The organism is Vagococcus carniphilus, assembly GCF_014397115.1.
GTDB lineage: Bacteria > Bacillota > Bacilli > Lactobacillales > Vagococcaceae > Vagococcus > Vagococcus carniphilus.
The window spans coordinates 1,691,406-1,713,759 of the sequence record NZ_CP060720.1 but is presented as its reverse complement, the minus strand read 5'-3'; the positions used below and the strand labels follow the sequence as shown (position 1 = coordinate 1,713,759).

At 30.4% G+C, this 22,354-nt stretch carries 26 protein-coding genes; 9 read left to right on the top strand and 17 right to left on the bottom strand.

Going from position 1 to position 22,354, the window contains the following annotated elements:
* Positions 1-51: 51 nt before the first annotated feature.
* The 3 genes from H9L18_RS08420 (at position 52) to H9L18_RS08410 (ending at position 1,852) form a co-directional block, all read left to right on the top strand.
* Positions 52-636, top strand: a complete 585-nt coding sequence (locus H9L18_RS08420) for a CGNR zinc finger domain-containing protein (RefSeq protein WP_126793407.1) — start codon at positions 52-54, stop codon at positions 634-636.
* On the top strand, positions 620-1,594 hold the full coding sequence (locus H9L18_RS08415; protein WP_126793405.1) for a hypothetical protein: 975 nt from the start codon (positions 620-622) through the stop codon (positions 1,592-1,594). The genes H9L18_RS08420 and H9L18_RS08415 overlap by 17 nt, the downstream gene beginning before the upstream one ends.
* Before the next feature lie 81 nt (positions 1,595-1,675).
* A complete protein-coding gene (locus H9L18_RS08410) occupies positions 1,676-1,852 on the top strand; it encodes a hypothetical protein (RefSeq protein ID WP_185847463.1) in 177 nt (58 codons plus the stop codon).
* A 49-nt stretch (positions 1,853-1,901) separates the two neighbouring features.
* Here H9L18_RS08410 and H9L18_RS08405 read toward each other — a convergent pair whose 3' ends face one another.
* Together H9L18_RS08405 and H9L18_RS08400 are read right to left on the bottom strand one after the other, a co-directional pair.
* A complete protein-coding gene (locus H9L18_RS08405; RefSeq protein WP_126793403.1) occupies positions 1,902-2,189 on the bottom strand; it encodes a putative quinol monooxygenase in 288 nt (95 codons plus the stop codon).
* Positions 2,190-2,876: 687 nt separating this feature from the next.
* Positions 2,877-3,683 carry a coiled-coil domain-containing protein gene (locus H9L18_RS08400; protein ID WP_187559330.1) on the bottom strand — a complete coding sequence of 269 codons (807 nt, stop codon included), beginning with the start codon at positions 3,681-3,683 and terminating at the stop codon, positions 2,877-2,879.
* Positions 3,684-4,120: 437 nt separating this feature from the next.
* Here H9L18_RS08400 and xerS point away from each other — a divergent pair, with 437 nt between their 5' ends.
* A complete protein-coding gene (gene xerS / locus H9L18_RS08395; protein ID WP_246433267.1) occupies positions 4,121-5,209 on the top strand; it encodes a tyrosine recombinase XerS in 1,089 nt (362 codons plus the stop codon).
* A gap of 43 nt (positions 5,210-5,252) precedes the next feature.
* Here xerS and H9L18_RS08390 read toward each other — a convergent pair whose 3' ends face one another.
* The 3 genes from H9L18_RS08390 to H9L18_RS08380 all read right to left on the bottom strand — a co-directional run bounded on the left by H9L18_RS08390 (position 5,253) and on the right by H9L18_RS08380 (position 6,872).
* Entirely contained in the window at positions 5,253-5,897 is a 645-nt protein-coding gene (locus H9L18_RS08390; RefSeq protein WP_126793399.1) for a CatA-like O-acetyltransferase, read from the bottom strand.
* 89 nt (positions 5,898-5,986) lie between these two features.
* Positions 5,987-6,493 (bottom strand): GNAT family N-acetyltransferase, encoded by a 507-nt coding sequence (locus H9L18_RS08385; RefSeq protein ID WP_185847462.1) that lies wholly within the window; start codon positions 6,491-6,493, stop codon positions 5,987-5,989.
* A gap of 37 nt (positions 6,494-6,530) precedes the next feature.
* Positions 6,531-6,872, bottom strand: coding sequence for a hypothetical protein (locus tag H9L18_RS08380; RefSeq protein WP_126793394.1), 342 nt, complete (start codon positions 6,870-6,872; stop codon positions 6,531-6,533).
* Between the two features lie 141 nt (positions 6,873-7,013).
* On the opposite strand from H9L18_RS08380, the gene H9L18_RS08375 reads away from it, so the two are divergent.
* Complete coding sequence (locus H9L18_RS08375) at positions 7,014-8,663, top strand: phosphoenolpyruvate carboxykinase (ATP) (protein ID WP_126793392.1); 1,650 nt, start codon at positions 7,014-7,016, stop codon at positions 8,661-8,663.
* A gap of 61 nt (positions 8,664-8,724) precedes the next feature.
* On the opposite strand, the gene H9L18_RS08370 is transcribed toward H9L18_RS08375, so the two are convergent.
* The 11 genes from H9L18_RS08370 to H9L18_RS08320 form a co-directional block, all read right to left on the bottom strand.
* Entirely contained in the window at positions 8,725-9,705 is a 981-nt protein-coding gene (locus H9L18_RS08370) for an ABC transporter ATP-binding protein (RefSeq protein WP_126793390.1), read from the bottom strand.
* Entirely contained in the window at positions 9,686-10,477 is a 792-nt protein-coding gene (locus H9L18_RS08365; RefSeq protein ID WP_126793388.1) for an ABC transporter permease, read from the bottom strand. The genes H9L18_RS08370 and H9L18_RS08365 overlap by 20 nt, the downstream gene beginning before the upstream one ends.
* Positions 10,478-10,482: 5 nt before the next feature.
* On the bottom strand, positions 10,483-11,286 hold the full coding sequence (locus H9L18_RS08360) for an ABC transporter permease (protein ID WP_187559329.1): 804 nt from the start codon (positions 11,284-11,286) through the stop codon (positions 10,483-10,485).
* Between the two features lie 555 nt (positions 11,287-11,841).
* On the bottom strand, positions 11,842-12,126 hold the full coding sequence (locus H9L18_RS08355; RefSeq protein WP_126793384.1) for a hypothetical protein: 285 nt from the start codon (positions 12,124-12,126) through the stop codon (positions 11,842-11,844).
* A gap of 15 nt (positions 12,127-12,141) precedes the next feature.
* Positions 12,142-12,699, bottom strand: coding sequence for a nucleotidyltransferase family protein (locus tag H9L18_RS08350; protein ID WP_126793382.1), 558 nt, complete (start codon positions 12,697-12,699; stop codon positions 12,142-12,144).
* A 42-nt stretch (positions 12,700-12,741) separates the two neighbouring features.
* A complete protein-coding gene (locus tag H9L18_RS08345) occupies positions 12,742-13,611 on the bottom strand; it encodes an aminoglycoside 6-adenylyltransferase (RefSeq protein ID WP_126793380.1) in 870 nt (289 codons plus the stop codon).
* Positions 13,574-14,062: a GNAT family N-acetyltransferase gene (locus H9L18_RS08340; RefSeq protein ID WP_126793378.1), complete on the bottom strand. Its 489-nt coding sequence runs from the start codon at positions 14,060-14,062 to the stop codon at positions 13,574-13,576. Before H9L18_RS08340 ends, H9L18_RS08345 begins: the two co-directional genes overlap by 38 nt.
* 18 nt (positions 14,063-14,080) lie before the next feature.
* On the bottom strand, positions 14,081-14,407 hold the full coding sequence (locus tag H9L18_RS08335) for an inorganic diphosphatase (RefSeq protein ID WP_126793376.1): 327 nt from the start codon (positions 14,405-14,407) through the stop codon (positions 14,081-14,083).
* 17 nt (positions 14,408-14,424) lie between these two features.
* Positions 14,425-14,961 (bottom strand): histidine phosphatase family protein, encoded by a 537-nt coding sequence (locus H9L18_RS08330; protein WP_126793374.1) that lies wholly within the window; start codon positions 14,959-14,961, stop codon positions 14,425-14,427.
* Positions 14,962-14,973: 12 nt separating this feature from the next.
* Entirely contained in the window at positions 14,974-15,390 is a 417-nt protein-coding gene (locus H9L18_RS08325; RefSeq protein ID WP_126793372.1) for a hypothetical protein, read from the bottom strand.
* A 107-nt stretch (positions 15,391-15,497) separates the two neighbouring features.
* On the bottom strand, positions 15,498-17,840 hold the full coding sequence (locus H9L18_RS08320) for an ABC transporter ATP-binding protein/permease (RefSeq protein ID WP_126793370.1): 2,343 nt from the start codon (positions 17,838-17,840) through the stop codon (positions 15,498-15,500).
* A gap of 128 nt (positions 17,841-17,968) precedes the next feature.
* Here H9L18_RS08320 and H9L18_RS08315 point away from each other — a divergent pair, with 128 nt between their 5' ends.
* Together H9L18_RS08315 and H9L18_RS08310 are read left to right on the top strand one after the other, a co-directional pair.
* Positions 17,969-18,643 (top strand): response regulator transcription factor, encoded by a 675-nt coding sequence (locus tag H9L18_RS08315; RefSeq protein WP_126793368.1) that lies wholly within the window; start codon positions 17,969-17,971, stop codon positions 18,641-18,643.
* Positions 18,640-19,701 (top strand): sensor histidine kinase, encoded by a 1,062-nt coding sequence (locus H9L18_RS08310; RefSeq protein WP_126793366.1) that lies wholly within the window; start codon positions 18,640-18,642, stop codon positions 19,699-19,701. The genes H9L18_RS08315 and H9L18_RS08310 overlap by 4 nt, the downstream gene beginning before the upstream one ends.
* 26 nt (positions 19,702-19,727) lie before the next feature.
* Here the strand turns inward: H9L18_RS08310 and H9L18_RS08305 are convergent, their stop codons facing one another.
* Entirely contained in the window at positions 19,728-20,378 is a 651-nt protein-coding gene (locus tag H9L18_RS08305) for a cyclic nucleotide-binding domain-containing protein (RefSeq protein WP_185847461.1), read from the bottom strand.
* 82 nt (positions 20,379-20,460) lie between these two features.
* Between H9L18_RS08305 and H9L18_RS08300 the strand changes: the two genes are divergently transcribed.
* Entirely contained in the window at positions 20,461-21,084 is a 624-nt protein-coding gene (locus H9L18_RS08300; protein ID WP_126793362.1) for a YczE/YyaS/YitT family protein, read from the top strand.
* 68 nt (positions 21,085-21,152) lie between these two features.
* Positions 21,153-22,328, top strand: a complete 1,176-nt coding sequence (locus H9L18_RS08295) for a DUF998 domain-containing protein (protein WP_126793360.1) — start codon at positions 21,153-21,155, stop codon at positions 22,326-22,328.
* The last annotated feature ends 26 nt before the right edge of the window (positions 22,329-22,354 follow it).

Sequence of the window (22,354 nt, the reverse complement as noted above, 5' to 3'; positions counted from 1 at the left end):
TTAGAAATAACAGGTTAAATTGTGGTATAATTTAATAAAGAGGTGGTAAAGATGCAATCTAGTTTTCCAAACGTGACAACTAATTTAGCTTTAAATTTTCTAAATTCAAAATTGGTTAGCCATGGTAAAATTATAGATTTAATCGATAGCAAAGACAGTTTAAGGCATTGGGCTGAGACGCCCCATCAAAAAGACATTGAATACAACTTGCAACTATCAATTTTTAATTCTTGTTTAGATCAAATTGAAGACGTTTCACCTATCATTGCTTTTAGAAATGATGTCCAAGAGTTATTGTTTGAGTTAATTAATGAAGAGAAATCAGTTTTTTATTTAAAAAATATGATTGAAGAGAATCTAATAAATAATCCACTGTCAGTTATTTTTGTTGAAAGTCATGCTATGTATGTTCCAGTGAAGGATGGATTAGAGGGAATTAAATCAATTATTCTATTATCATTGATTGATTTAATTGAAACTGGCCAAGTTGATACCTTAAAACGTTGTGATAATCCGGAATGCTTCTCCGTGTTTTCCAATAAATCAGGAAGAAGAAAATGGTGTTCGATGAAAATCTGTGGTAATCGAAATAAAGTCGAGCAATTTGAGAAAAGGCGAGGTGAGAGATATAGATAAGTTAATTAATCAGTATAAAGAAATTTTAAATGAAATTAAACAGTTACCTGAAGCAAAAGTAACTGAAAAAAATTTCAGAATGGCAGGTATTATTTCTGATTTAATTACTAGATTCTCTACTGACTCTAAAAAAACCGTTATCGTTGGAGGACTTAGTGTCAATTACTATACAGAGGGTGAATATGCAACACAGGATATTGATATAATCGCAAGAATAAATCAAAAAATTGAAGATATTTTAAAAGAATTAGGTTTTGTTAAAACTAGTGGTCGTCATTTTTCTAATGATGACTTAAAAATATATATAGAATTTCCAAGTGAGCCTTTAGAGGCTGACCCCTCAAGACTAGTTCATATAGAAACACAAGATGGTTTTCAAGTTAGTGTGATTGGTCTTGATGATATTTTAATTGATCGAATTCGTGCAAGAGTAAATTGGAAAGAAGGTATTCAAACAAAATGGATCCGGCAATTATGGACAAAACATAAAAATAGATTTGATGTGGAATATATTGAAGAAAAACTAAAAAATGAAGAACTCAAATTTTTTAAACAATTAAAAAGTGCTTATGAAGATATACATCAAACAGCCGTTGGTAGAAATGAAAAATTTAAAATGGAGTTAGATATACTTTATGAAGAACAAGAAAATAGAGTGTTTTATGATATTTCTCCTTTAGATAATAATTTAATATTGATTTTAGCTCCAGAATCTTATGGAGAAGAGACTGGTGAGTTTGGGCGGTACTTTGCTATGAGTTTTTATCCTGTTCTTAATGTTTTTATGTGTGATGAATTTGTAGATGAGTTTGTAGAAATTGCCGATAACCCAATTGTTGGTGTAACTTTAGAAGAAGCAATAGATTTTATTAAGACAATTCAACAAAAAGATTTAAAACAAAATATTAAAGCAACAAATAACTATGAGGCTTTAATTAAGTTATTAAGGAATGTCTAATTATAGTTACAAATCTTGCAATTTATCACTGTTTCTTATAAAATGATGATAAGTATAAAGAGTAGAAGGAGGATGAATTTTATGATGTTTAGTTTTGGAAATAGTCTAGATGATTTAGCAAAGATAAAAATGGAACAAGCTATGGACAAAAATGTGAGCAGTAAACCTGGACGTCAAAGACCACGTAATCCTCAAAAAAAACAGACATTAGAGCGTTGGCAAAAGGAACGCGGCGGTACTAAAATAGGAACTATTTAAAATTAGAAAAAAACAGACCTCAAACACTTTAGATTTGAGGTCTGTTTTTTTAGTGAACTAATGTCATCCTTGTGTATTTAGCTTTTTTACTTGTATGTTCATCAATTAAAGGAACCAAGTGTTTAAAATGTTCTGTTTCAGTATGTATCTGTAAAGCAGCTTCATCAATCCATCTTTCCAAAAACAGAAAATGACCAGGATTCTTTATATCATGAGTTAATTCATAAGAAATACAGCCGGGTTCTTTACGTGTTTTATTTACTAATTCTTCATATAAAGGCAAAACAATTGGAATTGAATCAATTTTGATAAAGTCTTCAGCAATTAATAGCAACATATGATATCTCCTAAAATTTATTTGTTCTATTCATATTTGATTTTACAGATAACATCTGTAAAACACCAGACAATTATCTTGCTATATGAGCAGCAGAAGAGGAGTTGGTTAACTACTTTATCCATAAATAAAAAATATTTCTTATTGGTTTACATAATATATATTAAACCAAGTTGATTTTAAGAGTTAAATGTAGATATAGTTTAGTAATAAATACTCAAATAAGTTTTAATAACTAATTTGAAGCTTTAATGATCTGATTTAAATACTAACTTCAAAGTTATATCGAGTTGTATTTATTAACTTTTTCGATTTAAGTTTAATTTCTGACGATTGTATGATTATCAAATCATTACTAAAACGTTTTAAATTAATTGTTACTAGTTTGTTAATTTTTATTCATAATAACTAGTAACTGATAATTATTTTCAAATGAACAGCGATTTAATTGATTTTTACAATTGTGTGAAATGAATCAATCTTGAAATGATTATCATGGATAAGTTTTGTTGAAGAATTTACATTTTGAATACGCTAGCTTCAATTGCTGCTAACTTAAAAACTTAAAATCATAAATTATACCTTTCTTGAAAGTTATCTCTTTCCGTAAAGGTAGACATAATATAATTATGTAAACTTCTATTGCAAAAAAAGAGAATGAATATTTTTATTCACTCTCTTTTTTCATTATTTAACTTGTTGAACTAGTTGTTCAGATTTATCTGCTAATCCTTGTACATCTTTATTTGCTTGTCGAAGCTTGCCTTCAGCATCTTTTTGACTATCATTTAGTCTAGCTTCTAATTTAACGTGTTCTTCTTGTAATTTATCATAATCGGCTTGTGCTAAATCTAGTTCTTTTGTTAAATCGTCTACTGTATTTCTTAACTCGTTGTTTGTTTGAATCAATTGATTAACTTGATCAACAGCTGAATTTAATTCATTAACAATTCGGCTAACCTCGTTTTTAGCATTTTGAATTTCTCTGTCTTTAGCAGAAATAATTTGATCTTTATTAGCTAATTCTTTATTTTTTTGATCTTGAAGTATAGTTAATTGACTTTGGAAAGCACGGCTATTGTTCTCGATTTCTCGATTTTTTGCCGCTATTTCATCATTTTTAGCTGTAATTTCAGTTTTCTTTTCTTGATTTAATTGTTTAACGACACCATCATAATAAGTTTTTAATATTTGAACTTCTTGGCTATATATTGTGTCTCTATTGTTTAATTCTTTTTGTTTATCTGATAAGTTTTTTTCTAATTCCTTAATCTTTTTTAATTGTTCAGAAGCAGTTGCATTGTTTTTAATAGCTTCTTCTTGAGATTTTGTTAATTCAGTTTGAATTTCAATGATTTTGTTGTTCTTATTGGTAACAGCACCACTTAATGTATTCAAATTCTTCTCAATTTTTTTAATATTGCCTTCTCCGCCCCACGTGAAAAGACTGTCTGCTAAGGTTTTTAACCCTAAACTTCCGACTAAAAGTATCATCCCAAAACCTAAAAATATTTTTTTCTTATTAATAAATAAGCTCCCCTTTATTTTTGATAACATGTTAATCTATTTGGCCCTGACATAGAATAGCCTTTATATTCGGTAAAAACAAACTTTTTTTAAGTGAAAAACGAATCTATTTTTACCTATCTATACGTAAAAAAACAGTAAAAAATAAATATGCAATAGTATATAAAGCTTACATTACTTTGTTATAGAAGGTTAAATACGTTTTATCTATTTATAAAATAACGTAATTAGGTAGTAAAATGTTTATCTATATAACAAATGACAAGTAAGCTGTTCTAATATTTATTTAATAGAACAATTTTTATTGTTATTAAAATAACTAATAACTTGATTTTTGACAAATTGGTATAGATGAAATATAATTATAAAGAACATAAGTTCCCTATCAATCAAGAAAGGATTGTATGAAGAGAATGAGGAATGAAAAAGTAAATAAATTATTAGAATTGGAACAAGCAACCTTACCCTGGTACGTCCAGGAATATATCCATACTAAAAGTATTATCCCCTACTCTTCTGTTACTTTATATGAATACGCTAAAGAGTATCGTCGTTTTTTTGAATGGATGCAAAGTGAAGGCCTTGTTAAAACCTCTATTGATAAGATAGAACTCTCAGAATTAGAGGTTTTAAGAAAAGAAGATATTGATTTATATAAGTCTTTCTTAATGTTTTCTCCAAAAACCGGAACTTCAACAGATAATCGATCTAGATCATTTGTGACAGTTCAACGTTCTATTACTGCATTACGCTCTTTATTTAAATTTTTAAGTAGTCAGACTGAAGACAAACATAATGAGCCTTATCTTAAGCAAAATGTTATGCTGAAGATTGAGAATGTCAAAACAACTAAAACGCTTCAAGAGAGATCAAGAACCATTGAGAAAAAACTTCTTTTGGATGATGAAGCGATTCTTTTTCTATACTATATTGATCAGGATTATGAAAGTACTTTAAAAAGTCATCAAGCTAAAGCAGCATTTAAGAAGAATAAAATAAGAGATTTAGCTATCATTGCTCTGTTTCTTGGTACAGGGATTCGTTTATCAGAGTTAGTTAATATGCAGGTCACTGACTTAGATACCGTTAATCTTGAAGCAACGGTTATTCGAAAAGGTGGTTTTAAAGATGTTGCATTGATTTCATCTTTATTCATTGATTATATTATCGATTATGAGGAAGCAAGAAATTCTCTCTATTCTCCTATACCTCAAGAAAAAGCTTTATTTCTAACCTTTTATAAAGGACAAGCTAAACGCATTGAGCCTTCAACGGTTGAAAAACTAGTTGCTAAGTATTCGACTGCATTTAAAGTTCGTATCACACCTCATAAATTGAGACATACGGTTGGAACACAACTCTATAAAAAAACTAATAGCTTACTAACTGTTTCCCATCAATTAGGACATACAGGCACAAGCGCGACAGCATTATATACTCATATTGTTGATAAAGAACAAAGAAATGCTATGAATGACTTATGGAGTGAATAACAAAAAGGTGTACCTGATAAAAAAACATCAGATACACCTTTTTTTATTTTAAATGTTGAGGATTATTAGCTAGTTGCTGTAATTCTTCAATAAAAAGACTTGCATGGTAACCATCACAAACAGCATGATGAACTTGAATAGAAACTGGTAACCACCTTGTATCTTCTCTCATATAGTATTTTCCAAAAGTAGTGATAGGTAGTAAATAATTTGTATTGTTATTGATATTTAAATTAAACCCTGTAAAAGATTGCCAGGGAATCATAGAAATAGCAAAACAATTTTCAGGCATATCTTCCTCACTAAAGCTATTTTTCTCGTACGGTATCTTTTGTTTTTCTAAATAACATTTATGAAATTCTTTAAAAGAATCACATTCGTCAAGCCATCTCACATAAAACTCTTTACTAGCTGAATCAAAAATGGTGTAAGATGGTTCCATTTTTGACCAATACCCAAGTTTGTTATCACTATTAAAAGTTGTTCTAAACTCAATGTGGTTGTTAACCACTTTGGTTGTCATAAAAATTAATGCTGGATAGAGTTTATAATGATGCTCTTTTAAAAATTCATATAAATCCGTGATATCAATATCAACAGTCATACTAAAAGATGTTTGACTTGCCATATAATTTTCAAAATATTTATTTCTTTTCCAAGTTTGTCTGTTTATTTGATTAAATGTCATTTTTTCTGCCTCCTAAATATGTAGATAAATTAATTTAGAAGGCGAATTTAACTGTTTTTATCATCTCTAAAACACCTCTTTCTTATTTATTAGCTACAAGTATACACTAAGTGTTCTCTAATCTCGCCATTAAAGTCCCGGTTATATGAAAAATAAGAAGTCATGTCTAATTTTTCAGCTACTTTTTGTGAGGCAGTATTTTCAGGAACAAATTGGGCAATGATGGGGGTACTCTCTTCTCTTTTGTCTAAAAAGTCCAGTATCCCCTTCATTCCCTCTACAGCAAATCCATGACCTTGAAAATCTTTTTTGACGATATAAGCTATTTCAACATACTCTTTTTCTTGAACAGTTGTAGGCAAAGCTCCCATAATTCCAACAGTTTGATGGGTACTCTTTGTTTTAACTAACCAGTAACTGTATCCATAAAAACGGTATTGCTCATTTATTTTATTTATCCATTGTGTTACTTCTTCATCTGAATAAGTTTTCCCCCACCCTAACAACATAAGAGATTTATTTTGAAGAATACGTTTCATCTCGTCAAAATCATCTAAAGTTATTTTCTGAAAAATAAGTCGATTAGTTTCTATCATTTTTATCTTCCTTTCTTTGGTAGTTATATGTTGAAATTTATAATAGATCATTCAAAAGTATTTGGTAATGATCTATTATTTCATTGGTTAATTTTTCTGAATAATGATCTTGTACATGTTTTAACTGTTTGATAAACCAACAGGAGACATTTTGAAAATCTAATACAGACATTTTATATTTTAATGAATTAACTAAAACAAATGATTCATCAAATTTTCCTTTAGCTAAGTATTCTAAAATTAAGTCCATACGAGAAACAAATTCACCATTCTCTTTCTGAATTTCTCCTAGTGTTTCACTGGATACTTTCTTTTTTAGGACCATCCCAATGCCTTCCCCAGCTAGTTTTATTTGTCTCATAATATAATCATTTTCCATATTGTCTGCCTCCTTTTGTAACTATTGTACTTAAGAACAGTAAAAGAACACTATAGTTTGAAATATGTTAATGATATTATACCTGTTTATGGATAAATGTGCTAAGCTTATTTTATATAAAAAGTAAATGGAGTGATTCAGATGAGTAGTATCAATCGTTTTGCTGTTGATGAAATAAGAAAGAGTAATCCAATTTTTTCGGACTTTAGATCAATCATAGAAACAGCATTTTATGGAAATAATGTTTCGAAAGTAACCGAATTAAAGAAAGCTTACGAGCTAGCTTCTGACTCACCAGGAACAATCAAAACAGATTTACCCCTTTTTAAAGCTGAGGAAATGGGGTTACCAAGTAATGCAAAAATTCTTGTATTTAATGATGGTAAAGTATTTGGAAGAACTGCTGCTGCTAGAAGGATTATTGGCCAACCTGGTATTGATGCCACTTATCTTAGTGGTATTTTAAGAGAAGCTATTTATCAAGGTCGTCAGAAAGAGTTTTATCACGGAACTGCTCTAGTTGGTTTATCAGAATCCTTTATGCTAAAAACGCATTTAATGATTCCAACAGGATTCGAGAATAACCTTTACTCTTATTTGTTGAACTTTCAAATGATAACTGAAGAATATAAGGATTTGTATCATTCATCAAAGAAATATGACGAAGGAGATATTTATATTTATGCTGATCCTGATTGGAATCATCCGGATTTTCCACATGGCTTAGCCCTATTTGATCCTATTCATAATGTTGCTGCTATTCTTGGTTTACGTTACTTTGGGGAGTTGAAAAAGGCTACTTTGACTCTTGCTTGGGCTGCGGCACATCGTAATGATTTTATTGCCTGTCATGGTGGAGTAAAACAATATGATTTAGATGAAGAGAAATATACGATGGCAGTTTTTGGTTTATCGGGATCTGGCAAATCTACTATTACTCTTTCAGATCATGGCAATAAATTTAATATGAAAGTTCTACATGATGATGCTTTTATTATTGAAAAAGGAACAGGAGCAACAACAGCCCTTGAACCTAGCTATTTTGATAAAACTCAAGATTATCCAATGGGAGATAAAAATATTAAGTATTTTTTAACTTGCCAGAATGTTGGTGTTACACTAGATAAAGATGATAAAAAAGTCCTGGTGACTGAGGATATTAGAAATGGTAACGGTCGAACGATTAAATCTCAATTTGTCATTCCTAACCGAGAAAATCACTTAACTGAAAAAATAGATAGTATCTTCTGGATTATGAAAGATGATAGTCTTCCTCCTATTTTAAAAATTAACAACCCAATCTTAGCTTCTATTTTTGGTTTAACCTTAGCAACTAAACGCTCAACGGCCGAAAATGTTGTACCTGGTGTTGATATTAATAAATTAGTTATTGAACCTTTTGCTAATCCATTTAGATGTTATGCTTTGAATGAAGATTATCAGAACTTTAAACATTTGTTTGAGGAAAAAGCAACAGACTGCTATATCTTAAATACAGGCTTTTTTAGAGGAGAAAAAGTAACTCCTGCTCAAACATTAGGTAGTATTGAAAAAATTATCGCTAATGAGGCAAACTTTAAAGTATTTGGTCCATTAGAAGATATTTCATACTTACCGGTTGATAACCATGACCCTGATTTTAAGAATAAAGATTATGTAGAAAGCCTCATTAAAGGAATGGAAAATCGTTTAGACTTTTTAAATGATATGAAGATCGAAATGGATGGATATAATGCTTTACCCGAAGAAACAAATGAAGTAATCAAAAGAATAATTAATGAACTGAAATAATGTTAAAAATTAAAACGACTTTACCTAGAAATCACTCTCTTGGTAAGGTCGTTTTAATTGTTTATTTGCTGTAAATACTTCTAACGACGTCTTGTACACTTGTCCTAGCTACAGTCATCTTGTTAATGCTAAAGTTAAGATACAATTGACTTAAAATTTCTTTTTCGTCCTGAACGTCTTGCTGGATAGATAAAGTCATTGTTTTATTTTCTACAGAATAGTCGATTTTTTTATTTTTTATAAATATTTCTAATTCCTTTAATTCAGTATAATCATAATCAAATTGGATGACCGAATCAGTAGAAAATGTTTCTAACATCTTATCTTTTGTATCATCGTAAATAATTTTTCCTTCTTCAATAATAATAATACGTTCACACAGTAATTCAATTTCACTTAAGTCATGAGTGGTTAAAATAATGGTGACATTTTCTTTTTGGTTAATTAATTTTAACGTTTTTAAAATCTTATCTTTAATCATAATGTCAAGACCAATAGTCGGCTCGTCTAAGTAAATGACTTTAGGAGAGTGTATGAGTGAAATAGCTATATCTGTTAATACTCTTTGACCTAAAGATAAGGATCTAACTTGCTGTTCCCAGAATTTCTTAATCCCCATATGTTGATCAAGTAAATTAACTTGTCTCTTAAACTGTTCATCACTGACATCATAGATTTCTTTTAAGAGATTAAAATTATCTTCAACAGTCAGATCCCAGTTCATTTGTGTACGTTGACCAAACACAACGCTGATATTTTTAGCATTAGCAATTCGTGACTCATAGGGAATGATGCCACCTACTTCACAAATACCTGTTGTTGGTGTTAAAATACCCGTCATCATCTTGATAGTAGTTGATTTACCAGCTCCATTTGTTCCAATGAAACCAACAATTTCACCTGGATATATATCGAAATTAACTTCTTGAACAGCATGTTTTGGTATTTTGATAGATTTAAAAATGCCAGTTTTCTTTCTTAAATAAAAAGTTTTTGAAATATTTTCTAAATGAATAATAGGTTTAGTTACCTGCACTTTCATAGCTTCTCACTCCTTTCTTCCAAATAATTGATGCTAAGTAGGCAAATGTTGAAGACACTCCAATGATTGTTAATGCTGTTGGATTAACTAATTGAGACGTAAAAATCATTTCTGAAGGTAAAAATGAAACGATACCAAAAGGAATGATATAGGTTAGAGAAACTCTTACTGCAGGAGGATAAATGGATAATGGGTACTTGGTCAAATCACTTAAACCATAAATTGACTGTAATACGTGAAAGCTCTTTTTAATCCAAAAAGCTAGTGAGGCACAAATTGTTTTGATTGATGTATAGACGACACAACCTGTTAAAGTATAAATAATTGAAAGAAAAACTGAAATTAAAGGATTAGGAAAATTAATTCCAGAAATAGCATAAGCGGTAATAACTATTCCAACAAAAATTTCGCCGACTGCATCGAATTGGATTCTCTCACAAATCACTTGAAAATATGGGCTAACTGGTCGCACTAAATATCTATCCATTTCTCCTCTAACAACACTTCTTTTAGCGAACAACCATAAATAATCACTGTATAGATGATCTAAACCTCGAGGGATTTGAGAAAATCCATAGATAAAGAGAACTTGATGATAGTTATAACCATTTACTTCAGGTATTCTCCCAAACGTCACTTGTAAAAATAAAAGAGATGATACTTGGATAGCTAAAAAAGCGATAAATCCAACAACAAAATTTGCTGTTGACATTTTTAAAATTTTAAACGAGTTTTTCAGATAAATTAAATATAAGTGTATGTATCGTTTCATCTTTATCACCCTCCATTAATGGTAATTGTTTTAATAGAGTGACGCCATAAGACAAGACATAACACAATAAAAACAGCTAACCAAATAAATTGTATAACTAAATTTGAAATAATGTCACCAGTTGTTAGTTTACCTAGAAAAACCATTGTTGGAAAATAGGTTAAGTAACTAAAAGGGGATTTCAAAAAAATAGTTCTAATTGATTCAGGAAGCATAATTAATGGAAAAAGAGCTCCTGATAATAACCTAATAAAGGTTCCTTTGAAAAGCAAAAATCCCCAAGAATAATTAAGATAAAAAGCTGAGTAACCAAATAATAAATTGGTGCAAAACATTAATCCCATACTAATCGTAACAATTAATAGAAAAAGTAGCGCTCTCACAATAGCAATTTGAAAAGATGTATGAATGCTTAGATAAGTGATAACACCAATCATAGTTGGGACACTAATTAACAGAATACTGACAGTTGAACTGGCTAGACCTTGAAAGAATAACTTATAAATATATGAGACAGGTCGTATCAACTCATATGATAGATTTCCATCTTGAATGTCTCCAGCAATTTGGTAGTCATTATTTAATTCCATAAATTGAGTCGCAATGGTAGATATAATTGTATAAAGAATAATTTCTTGATAATTCAACCCTTCTATCACACCGTTTCCTGTGGATGAATAGACAAGACGCCAAATAAAGAGAATAGCTATTAGTTGAATAACACCTGACAATAAATAAGATATAAAATTAATTTTATATTTCGCTTCTTCTTTTAAGAAAAATCGATAGTAAGCTATTCCTTTTTTCATCATTAGTCGCCCCTTTTGTTCGTAACTTTCTAAGTTTAAATAAAAAACGCTTTCAGCACAAGATGTTACCGTTAACAAAAAAAGCCCTTCTTGTATTTTTTATACGAGAAGAACTCTTATTGTTACTTTAAAAAGTTATTTTTTTATACTTTAAATAGAAGAAAATTCCACAATTTCCTATAAATATTAGAATAAATAATAATTCATAATCAATCGAGGTGCATGAGGTTGTTTGTTCCACTTTATTTCTAGACGAAATTCGTTGATGCCAAAATAGAGGATTAGAATGATAAAAAATGTCTTCTGAACATTACTATCATTTGGCAGTCTAAAGAAAAATGATAGTAAGAAAAAGATTAAACTAATACATCCGAGAAAGAAGCAATATTTTCCTTGAAAACGATTACTAAAGTTAAGATAATCTGTTTTATTTTTTTCTAAAAAAGACCGAAATATCATTCCAAAGAACATTTGGAAAAACATATTGTAAACTACCAAAAAAACCAAAAATAGCTAGTGCTAATAGAAACATACTCATCATTCCCCCTCCTCTTCCTATTTCTTACTTAACATTAATAAAAAAATAAAAATAAGCCAACTAATAAGAGCAAGAGGTAAAATATATCGATAAGCCATCTGTTGCATTTTTTTACCTGCTTGCCGCTCTTTTTCAAATTTTGGATCATCACGATCTATTAAAAACTGCTGTGGTAATCTTGCCAAAAATAAACCGTTTGTTTTCTTTAAAACAACACCAAAAATAAGAAATAAAGTCGTAAGAAAAAGACAGATGATTAACCATCCCAAAGTTTCATTCCATCCATAACTACTAACTTGCATAAAAATTACCTCCTTTTAGTCAGGTAAAATTATTTCAAGACATGGCCATTTTTTATGCCACCCTTTTGTTGTTACTCGCTCAACATAGAGCTTCATTCTTTCAGTATCTTCTAAGAAAAAAGGAGTTGGTTGGACAATGAAATGGGTTAAATCATGTGTCCCATACGGTATAAAGAGTTCAACTTTTTTAGAGGCGTTTAATCTTGCGCCTATTGCGGTACATTGCTCTGGAAATTTAGATATAGCATCTCTTGAACCTAAGTACTCTTTGGCATTCGGGTTATGATAATGCATGTAAACTTGATTTTTTAATTCCCAATCATAGTCAGGATATGTCTCAATTAGTTTTTGTTCCATCAAACAAGTTTCTTCATAAGAAATCAAAGGGTCATAGAAAACGACATCAATATCTGTTATTAATTTAACCTCTTGATTAGAAAATAAATCCCATAAAAAATTTCGAATAGCCCCAGCACAAAGCCAACAATCAGCTAAATCTAAAGAATCGATAATGGTTAAAATTCTCATTAAGTCTTTGTTGCTTGAAATAAGTTTTTCTATATCTGTATTCATTTATTTATCCCTTTTTTCTTGAATGTTAATGCTATCTTGATGTCATTTAAACTTTTTAGCTAATGTTACTTCATCTTTACTCATTAAGTAAGTATAAGGAATATGTTGATAAGCTAATAATTTCTTTAAATCTATATCATATGATGGAGCAATTCTTTTTAGATACTCCTCTTGTAAACTCATCATTGTTTGAATCCCTTTATATAGAGAGTCTGTTGTACCAACTTGAAAAAGAGACATGATTTGTTGACGTTCTTTGTCTGTTACTTTATCTAAAATAGCTGAAAATTCTTTACCATAATTTTCATTCCAAGTTGTTTCGTTAGCTATACTCCAAGCAATTAGTTGAAATAGCTCTTTTCTAGTTAAATTGAAGTAAAATTGCGCGAGTATTTCTTGCTTTCTAAGAGAACTTTTTAAAATATTTGGAATTAACCACCAAAACTCAGCTATTGAAAATTCGATTTGTTCTTTTGATGGTTTTTTTAGCCAATAATCAGAATCATTTGGCATTATTTCTGATGTTACTAACTTTTCTTTATCTTCAATAATTTGTGTTAAAGAATCTTCCTTTAAATAATTATCTAGTGTATCAATATCACGGAACTGGAAATCGATCCTAAGACCTGATACATACTGAACAAGATAAACGTATCCTTTTCCCTCTAAGAGCTCATTAGGACAAATTGGGTCGCTCTCAGGCTCGGTTTTAATTAAAGTTTCTCCAAATAAATCTAAAAAAGATGAATCTTCGATATACTGTTTGAAATTAGTTGAAAAAAAGACCACATCATAATCTTTGAATATATCATCTGGGATATTTTTATTAACTTTTGAGCCGTTCATCGCAAAAACTTTTAAATCATCTCTGTTTCTAAAAAAGGCTCTTAATTGATTCATCGTCTGAGACATGTACTATTTCATCCTTTGTCATGTAATAATTTAAAAAAGCTTCTCCTCTTAATTTAGCGATATTTTCTTTAACTAATTTATAGCCATTTCTTTCAAAAAAAGGTTTTGCTGTAATTGAGGCATACGTACTATACTGCTCAGCTGGGGTTTTTAATTCCAAGTACTGTAACATTTGACTTGCTATCCCTTGATTTTGATAGTCATGGTGAACAAATAATCGGTCTAAAAAGCCCGTTGTTGTCATATCAGAAAAACCTACAATCACCTTATTTTTTTCTGAAACAATAGCTAGATGATTTTTTAGACTATTATCCCAATAATCCCAATCTATTTCTGACCAAGATTTGATTTGATTAGGTGTATAGTCTTTTTGATTAATGAGCTGAATCGTTTGTTTAATTAACGTAATAACTTCGGATTTGTCTTTTTCTTCATAATGTCTAATTGTCATATGCTTACTCCTAAGCTTCTAGTCTAGTAAAATAATACTTGAGTTAAAATATTGCTCAAGAAAATTTGTTTTCTTTTTAATGTCTTCTTTAGAATAGGTTGTTTGAGTAGTTGTTGCCACCCATTTGTCCTCTACATCATCATCTCTAACAATGATGGCAATAATGTTTGCTGAAACTACTTGAGATGAAATGATGTCATCTGTTAGTAGATAAACGTCTTGCCATTCATTATCCTGAGCTATAATTCCTTCTACATAGCCATAATTAATTGGATACTCGTTTTGATAGGAATCAACATAACCAATCGGTCGATCAATAGTAACATTCACTTTAAATTGTTTCATGATTCTTTACTCCTCATTTAATCGACAATTGTAATACTTCCAGTGGGAATAAAAATACTTTCATTTTTGTTTGAATAATATTTTTGATTGACGTGGTGGAGAATGATATTTATAACACCGCCGTGAGTAACAATGGCAATATTTTGATCAGAGAGTTTTGATAATTCTTCCCATATAGTAGAAATGCGCTCATAAAACATCTCAGGACTCTCTCCTTTTGGATACTTTTGCTGCCAGGCAAGTTGTTTAAAATGAAGAGTTGGGTATTCTTTTTCAGCTTGACTATTTGGCATACCAGCAAGAAGTCCATTGTTTATTTCTCTTAACCTTTCGTCATAGTAAATCGGAATTTTAGGTTTAAAATGACTTAAAATTTCAGTTGTCTCCATTGCTCTTGTTAAATCACTAGAATAAACAGCAGAAATATCTAGCGACTTAAAATAATTCTCTAATCCTTCAATTTGTTGTCTTCCTTCTTTAGTTAAAGGAGTTTCTGACCACCCCCCTCTGATTGTTTCATCATCTTGTCCATGTCGAATTAAATAAATTGCCATTTTGCCTCTCTCCTACTCTTCAATTAAAATATCTGTAAGAATTTCTCCCTCTTCCTTAGTTAAAGGATGGTAAATGCCTTCAATTCCTAATAAAATTTTATTTTGTTTTTCTTTTTTTATTTGATAAGTTACTTGTTTTACATCGGCGTTTTTAGTTTTTAGATTGAAATAAAACTGATAATCAGATGTTTCTTCTGTTGTTGTTTGCGTGCTGTTTTCAAGTGTCACTTGTTCTATGACTTGTTTTACTTTTTCAACTTTGTCTTTTTTACTAACTTGCTGATAAGTTTCATATTTTTTAGTTTGGCTATTATATTTTTCAATAGTAATTCCCATAATTCTGATAGATGGCTCATTAGAAGTACATCCTAAAAGAATAAACATAGTTGAGATAGTTAATATAATAGAAATGAAAGTCTTTTTTAACATGTTATTTACCTCCATCTTAGTACTTATTATAATTATACCTCAATTATTTTATAATATAAAAAATAAACCCAAAAAAAGAGACTGACAATTAAGTCAATCTCTTTTACTTAATCAGCTCTTAAAGCAATCGCGGCATCTTTTTTAGCAGCGATTTTAGCTGGTATATGTCCACCAATCATTGTTAATACAGTAGAGACTAAAATAAGTACAATACTGTGAACAGGATTTAATTGTGCTACATTTTTTAAATCTGTCATGTTATATAAAACATGGTTGATCGGGAAAGTAGCTAACCAAGCAATAACAACACCTAGTGAACCAGAAGCAATACCTAAAATACATGTTTCGGCATCAAAGACACGAGTGATATCTTTTTTTCGAGCTCCTAAAGCTTTTAATACACCAATTTCTTTAGTTCTCTCAAGTACTGATGTATACGTAATAATTCCAATCATAATCATACTTGTAACAAGTGAAATACCTGCAAAGGCGATTAAGACATACGTAATAGCATCCATCAATCCACCTGTTAAATCAGTCATAGTCCCTGCCAAGTCAGAATAAATAATTTTATCTTTTTTAGATTTACCTTCGTTATATTTATCTAGATAATTCAAGACTTCTTCTTTGTCACTGTAATTGTTAGGATAAATCATGATACTTGAAGGGATACTACTTCCGCCAAGATAAGCTAGAGTATTTTCTTTTGTTGTATGATCCATTGGTTCACCTGTCATAACATTGTCATTACTATCTTTTTGAGCTTTAACAATTTCTGATTGTTCGTTATCTTTAACAATGTCAGAAGTTAATTCATTACTATAAGCAAAACCAGGAGCTAATAGATTCATAGTGGAAGAAGATTTCACTCTTAAAATACCACTTACTTTTAGTGTTTTTGATTTTTCGTTATCATACATTTTTTGATAGTCAGTTGTAGGAATAAAATTGCCAGTTGGCAGTTTTTGATAATAGTCATCGTTAGAAATTAGTTTAAATTCTGTTCCAACAATAGAATCAAATGCTAATTTTTCGTTTTCTTTCACATCAAAATCAATATTTTTGAGAGCTTGAATATTGGTACTATTATTTCGATCGACAACTAAAACAATATCAGTTGCATTTTTAGGATAATCTCCAGCTAAAACAGAATAATTCTCTTCCAAGAAGCCTTTTGATTGTTTATCTAAAGTAGTTGGAAAAGAAGAAACACCAATTCCTGTCATACTAGACATGGAGCTAGCCATTGATACACCTGATTCTGCGTTAACGTTTGAAAAAGAAACAGGTTTGAATTCTTTATCATCAACTTTTCGAATTAGATTCATATTGACAACACGTGAGAATCCAATACTATTACTTAATTTAGGGTCGATTTTTTTTATGTAGTCTACGTAAGCTTGATCGATTTTATTTGTATGTTGTCTTTTGTCCTCATCACTTGTTTTAACAGTTATCTTTTTATCCTTAGAAAAAGAACCTTTATCACTTCCTAAAGCATCTTTTGGATTAGCAGTTTGATCTGCAGTAATTTTTGAGATGGTTATTGGAAATTTAGACATGGTTTCAGATTGTGTTTGATCAATTTGTTTTTGAAACCCACTCGATAATGCTAGGACAATTCCGATACTTATAATACCTATACTAGAAGCAAATGCGGTTAGAAAAGTTCTTCCTTTTTTGGTCCTAAGATTATTAAATGATAGTTTCAGCGCTGTTAAAAAGCCCATTTTAGTTCTTTTTAATAGGAATTGATCTGTTTTTTTCTTTTCAATATGTGGCTTAGAATCCTTTTTAATTTGGCCGTCTGAAAACTCGATGATTCTATCAGCGTATTCATAAGCCAGCTCAGGATTGTGTGTCACCATAACAACTAGTTTTTCTTTTGATAATTCTTTAATAAGGTTCATAATCTGAATACTTGTTTCAGTATCTAAAGCTCCTGTAGGTTCATCACAAAGTAAAATGTCTGGATCATTGGCTAAAGCTCTTGCGATAGCAACTCTCTGCATTTGTCCACCAGAAAGTTGGTTTGGTTTTTTATTCATATGATCAGATAACCCAACTCTTTCAAGAGCTTTTCTAGCATGCTCTCTTTTTTCATCTTTTGAAACACCACTTAACGTCATGCCAAGTTCGACATTTTCGATAATACCTAAATGACTAATTAAGTTATAACTTTGGAAAACAAATCCGATTGAATTATTTCGATACGCATCCCAATCATTATCTTTAAATGTTTGTGTGGATTTTCCATCAATTATCATGTCACCAGAATCATAATTATCTAATCCGCCAATCACATTTAGCATCGTTGTTTTTCCAGAGCCACTAGCTCCGAGAATTGCAACAAATTCTTGTCTTCTAAAAGAGACAGATACCCCATCTAAGGCTTTAGTAACTGTGTCTCCTACTTTATAATATTTTTTGATATCTTTTAATTCAAGCATCTTCCCATCTCATTTCTATCTGTTATAAGGAGGAGCTTAACATAGTTTTATTAACTCAAAATGAACAAAATTCATAATTGATTCATATGGATTTGTTACACTAAACACAGCTAAAGGAGGTTGTACCAATGAACCAAATACTTATTGTAGAAGATGATGCTAATTTAGCACTACTTTACCAATCAACTTTAAAAAAAGGACAATTTGATGTCATTACTGCAAGAAATGGGATTGAAGCGTTAGATTTATTTGATAAACATACCATTGATTTAGTTATTAGTGATATTATGATGCCAGATTTAGATGGCTATGAATTAGCTGAAGCTATACGCACGTCTAGTAAAGCAATTCCTATTTTATTTATTACCGCTAAAGATACATTTGAAGATAAAAAGAAAGGTTTTGATTTAGGTGTAGATGATTATATGGTCAAACCAATTGACGTAAATGAGATGATTCTTCGCGTGGAAGCACTACTTAGACGTGCTCAAATTGTCTCGACTCAAAAGCTTCAATTAGGTGAAACAACTCTAGATAAACCAACACTTACAGTTTCCTTTGGAGCTAAAACAGAGATGTTACCTCAAAAGGAGTTTCTATTATTGTATAAATTACTATCTTATCCTAATAAAATTTTCACCAGACAACAATTGATGGATGACATATGGGGAATGGAGTCTGATTCAGATGAACGAACGATTGATGTTCATATTAAGCGGTTGAGAAATCGGCTAATAGATAATTGTGATTTTTCGATTGAAACGATTCGAGGCCTTGGTTATAAGGCGGTTATTCGGTCATGAGAAAAAAATTATATTCCCAACTTTGGATTTATTTTAGTTTTTTTATTTTTTTTAGTATCTTTTTAGTTCTAGGTTTATCTTTATTTTTTCTATTTTTACTAGAACGATTTGGCCCCTTGGGAGCAGAACAAGGCAATCATATTTTTCCAATTATATTTACTCTCATGTTAAGTTTATTGATTGGTTTAGGAGTCTCTATTTTTGTTGGTCGAAAGATTCTACAGCCTATCGGAACTTTAGGTGAGGCAATGAAACTTGTAGCAAAAGGTGATTTTTCGATTCAATTAACAGAGAAACAAAAAATTGAAGATGTTAGCCATTTATATGATGATTTCAATGTAATGGTGAGAGAACTTAGAAGTATTGAAAGTCTAAGATATGATTTTGTTTCAACTGTTTCTCATGAATTTAAAACGCCAATCGCAACTATTAAGGGATACGTCCAGTTACTTCAAGATGAAACACTCTCGATTTCCGAAAGACAAATGTATTTAGAAAGAATGTTAGAAGGCACACAACAACTTTCTTATTTAACGGATAATATATTAAGATTAACAAAATTGGAATCTCAAGAAATTGGTTTAGAGCAGAAACAATTTCGTTTGGACGAGCAAATTCGGGAAGTCATTCTTTTTCTGCAACCTAAATGGGAAAAACAGCAGGTTGAGCTAGATATTGATTTACCACGAACTTACTTTGTTGGAAATGAAGAACTTTTATATCAAGTTTGGTTAAATTTACTAGATAATGCAATAAAATATAGTTCCATAGGCAGTACTATTCAGGTTAAACTTCAAGAAGTAGAAAATAATCTCTCAATCCTTGTTTCAGATAATGGGATTGGCATGTCTGAAGAAGATATGAAGCGAGCTTTTGATAAATTTTATCAAAGTGATAGCAGTCGAAAATCAATTGGTAATGGATTAGGCTTGTCCCTTGTTAAACAAATTGTGACACTTCATCAAGGTAAAATTGAGATAGCAAGTGAATTAAATTTAGGCAGTAGTTTTAATGTACTCTTACCTATTCTTTATGAGGTAAAAAAGGAAAAGATCTAGTCAGTTGATGATTAGATCTTTTCCTTTTATGATTGAATGAGTTTTTCAAGTGAATCAGTTTGTATATAATAACGGTTCTCTTTTTTATAAATATACCCTTCTTCTTTTAGCTGCTTAAAGGTATGCATGTAATGTCTGTAGCTAACACCTAAATACTCAGCTATTTCTGTGTGCTTTTCATGGTATTCTCCATCAACCGTGATCTCTAATAGGAGTTTAGCTAATCTCATTTTAGCTTCCAATGTTTGTTGTTCTTTAAAATGATCCATCCGAAGTAATAATTTTATCCCAATATATTGAGATAAAAAGCGTAAAAATTCATTATTGGTCATCAACTGCATTTCAATTGTTTGAATAGGAACAGCTAGACAGGTTGTTTCTCCCATAGCAATAACATCTTTGATTTCTTCTTCAGCCTTAATAACAGTTAAATCACCAATCATGTCATCTGTTGATAGAAATTGTAAAATCAACTTCTTTCCATTTGATTGTGTTGTAACAACTTTCGCTCGGCCTTCCATAATAAAGTAAAGATAACGTAGTTCTGTGAGTTCTTTTGTGATAAATTCGCCATTTTTAAAAGTCATTACAAGAGATTTGGCTAAAAGATCTGCATCAATTCCAGGTATTTCTTGGGTAAATTGAGTTGATGATAAAGGATACATTATTTTTTTCATCTTTATTCTCCTAACTATGCTATATCTCATACTAACATCTTTGAGAAAAGTTTACTATAAAGATACGAAAGGGAGATGACATATGAAAAAATTAATCCAATCATTATTTTATTACTTTATTAGTGCAGTAGGTATCTCATTAACAATTAAAGCAAATGTTGGTGTCAGTAGTTTTAACTCATTAAATGTTTCGATAGCCAACTTATCGACTCTTCAAATAGGAACCGTAACGACTTTATTAAATATTAGCTTTTTAATAGGATGTGTTTTACTAGATAAAGAACGATCATTTCCAAAATATTTGTTAATGCTTCTTGCTGTGATGAGTTTTGGAGAAGCAATCAATCTAGTTTACTATCATTTATTTAGTCAATTTACTATTGACTCTTATCTACTTAATTTAATTTTATTTTTACTTGGTGTTGTTATTGCTGGATTTGGGACAGGACAAGTTTTACGTTTAAGCTTATTGAAATTTCCCATCGAATCATTTTGCCAGTTATTGGCCGAAAAAACATCTCATTCATTTTCAACTTATCGCTACAGTGTAGATATTGTGTGTGTTAGCTTATCTCTGATATTATCTTTTGCTTTTTCTCTACCAGTTGTTGTTAGAGAAGGAACTATTATCAGTTTATTTTTACTATCAGGCGTTATTAACTGGTCCAAAGAATTATTTACAAGAAAAGGTCTTGTTGAAGGTTAAACTTGTTTCAATCAGAACAATATGAGAATATTATGGAGAGACAAGTTTATTTGATTGGAGTTATATCAATGAAGCAAACCGAGTATAAAATTTGTTTACCCGATGAAGTGATTGAAGAGTTAGAACTGTCTGAAAAAGAAATGATTTGTTTAAAAAAAGAGAATAACCGCTTTGTAATTGAGAAAAAGCTAAACAGCTCTGAATTTCAACAAGTCTCTTTAAGATGGTTCCTTCTTCCTGTTTTAATTAGTAGTATTCTTTTTTTTGGTGTTTTTTATTTTGATAATCATTGGCAAATCCCAATGACAGGAGATTATTCAATTGGTAGTGCTGTGACAGCATTAGGCTTATTAAGTGGAAGCATCTCATTTATTACCTTCTTTATTGGTGCCAAAAAACATGATAAAAATGGCCATCTACAGGATATCCATTGGCGAAACGTACCGACAATTATTTTTTCATATATTGTCACACTTATGTTAGGTATTCTGAGTTTCTTTTGGGTATTAGGTGTTATTTTTGAAGGAGCTAGTTTTGATTTATATACAGCAACAGCTATTTTCTTTATTTTTACAGCTATTATTAATTATTTTATGATTTATGCAGCCCTTAGTTTTACCTCTCCGATGATTGTTAACTTACTTATCTTTGTTATTATTGGAGGCGTCTTTTTCGCTATGTTGACTAATAGTGAGAGTCGTTGGTGGCAATATAACTTTAGTTTTTTGGGAACAAATGAAGCGATTGATAGTTGGCAGTTTAATTTAACTTTGATGCTCTCTTCCCTTCTGATGGTTGCCCTCATTGATTATTTATTTGTTAATTTAAAAAAGAATAACTATTCAGGTTACCGTCTGTTAACTCTGCGAATTTTATTAACATTAGTTGCTATATCTTTAGGTGGTGTTGGTTTTTTCCCTAATAACGGTAAAGGTCAGCTTCATGTGTTGCATACAAAGTCAGCTAATTTATTAGTTCTTTTAATTGTAATATTGATTATTGGAATCAAATGGTTGCTTCCAAAAGTGACGAAAGAGTTTCTCTTTATTTCTTATGGAATTGCAGCTACATTAATTGTTGCCAACTTTTTATTTCAACGTGTTGGCTACCTATCCTTAACCGTATTTGAATTAATTGCTTTTGGCTTAGCGTTTAGTTGGATCTTGCTCTTACTACAGCACATTCAAAAATTAACTAACCTCTCCAAAGTTGAATATGAAATAGAAATCAAAAAATCCTCTTAAACAAATAAGAGGATTTTTTGATTAAA

Excerpts from the sequence above, each read along its gene's own strand:
- H9L18_RS08405 (WP_126793403.1), bottom strand. The coding sequence starts at position 2,189 with ATGTTGCTATTAATTGCTGAAGACTTTATCAAAATTGATTCAATTCCA.
- H9L18_RS08325 (WP_126793372.1), bottom strand. The coding sequence starts at position 15,390 with ATGTTAAAAAAGACTTTCATTTCTATTATATTAACTATCTCAACTATG.
- H9L18_RS08320 (WP_126793370.1), bottom strand. The coding sequence starts at position 17,840 with ATGCTTGAATTAAAAGATATCAAAAAATATTATAAAGTAGGAGACACA.
- H9L18_RS08350 (WP_126793382.1), bottom strand. The coding sequence starts at position 12,699 with ATGAATACAGATATAGAAAAACTTATTTCAAGCAACAAAGACTTAATG.
- H9L18_RS08385 (WP_185847462.1), bottom strand. The coding sequence starts at position 6,493 with ATGATAGAAACTAATCGACTTATTTTTCAGAAAATAACTTTAGATGAT.
- H9L18_RS08355 (WP_126793384.1), bottom strand. The coding sequence starts at position 12,126 with ATGCAAGTTAGTAGTTATGGATGGAATGAAACTTTGGGATGGTTAATC.
- H9L18_RS08400 (WP_187559330.1), bottom strand. The coding sequence starts at position 3,683 with ATGATACTTTTAGTCGGAAGTTTAGGGTTAAAAACCTTAGCAGACAGT.
- H9L18_RS08345 (WP_126793380.1), bottom strand. The coding sequence starts at position 13,611 with ATGTCTCAGACGATGAATCAATTAAGAGCCTTTTTTAGAAACAGAGAT.
- H9L18_RS08380 (WP_126793394.1), bottom strand. The coding sequence starts at position 6,872 with ATGGAAAATGATTATATTATGAGACAAATAAAACTAGCTGGGGAAGGC.
- H9L18_RS08360 (WP_187559329.1), bottom strand. The coding sequence starts at position 11,286 with ATGAAAAAAGGAATAGCTTACTATCGATTTTTCTTAAAAGAAGAAGCG.
- H9L18_RS08370 (WP_126793390.1), bottom strand. The coding sequence starts at position 9,705 with ATGAAAGTGCAGGTAACTAAACCTATTATTCATTTAGAAAATATTTCA.
- H9L18_RS08305 (WP_185847461.1), bottom strand. The coding sequence starts at position 20,378 with ATGAAAAAAATAATGTATCCTTTATCATCAACTCAATTTACCCAAGAA.
- H9L18_RS08315 (WP_126793368.1), top strand. The coding sequence starts at position 17,969 with ATGAACCAAATACTTATTGTAGAAGATGATGCTAATTTAGCACTACTT.
- H9L18_RS08310 (WP_126793366.1), top strand. The coding sequence starts at position 18,640 with ATGAGAAAAAAATTATATTCCCAACTTTGGATTTATTTTAGTTTTTTT.
- H9L18_RS08390 (WP_126793399.1), bottom strand. The coding sequence starts at position 5,897 with ATGACATTTAATCAAATAAACAGACAAACTTGGAAAAGAAATAAATAT.
- H9L18_RS08410 (WP_185847463.1), top strand. The coding sequence starts at position 1,676 with ATGATGTTTAGTTTTGGAAATAGTCTAGATGATTTAGCAAAGATAAAA.
- xerS (WP_246433267.1), top strand. The coding sequence starts at position 4,121 with ATGAAGAGAATGAGGAATGAAAAAGTAAATAAATTATTAGAATTGGAA.
- H9L18_RS08330 (WP_126793374.1), bottom strand. The coding sequence starts at position 14,961 with ATGGCAATTTATTTAATTCGACATGGACAAGATGATGAAACAATCAGA.
- H9L18_RS08295 (WP_126793360.1), top strand. The coding sequence starts at position 21,153 with ATGAAGCAAACCGAGTATAAAATTTGTTTACCCGATGAAGTGATTGAA.
- H9L18_RS08375 (WP_126793392.1), top strand. The coding sequence starts at position 7,014 with ATGAGTAGTATCAATCGTTTTGCTGTTGATGAAATAAGAAAGAGTAAT.
- H9L18_RS08365 (WP_126793388.1), bottom strand. The coding sequence starts at position 10,477 with ATGAAACGATACATACACTTATATTTAATTTATCTGAAAAACTCGTTT.
- H9L18_RS08340 (WP_126793378.1), bottom strand. The coding sequence starts at position 14,062 with ATGACAATTAGACATTATGAAGAAAAAGACAAATCCGAAGTTATTACG.
- H9L18_RS08335 (WP_126793376.1), bottom strand. The coding sequence starts at position 14,407 with ATGAAACAATTTAAAGTGAATGTTACTATTGATCGACCGATTGGTTAT.
- H9L18_RS08420 (WP_126793407.1), top strand. The coding sequence starts at position 52 with ATGCAATCTAGTTTTCCAAACGTGACAACTAATTTAGCTTTAAATTTT.
- H9L18_RS08300 (WP_126793362.1), top strand. The coding sequence starts at position 20,461 with ATGAAAAAATTAATCCAATCATTATTTTATTACTTTATTAGTGCAGTA.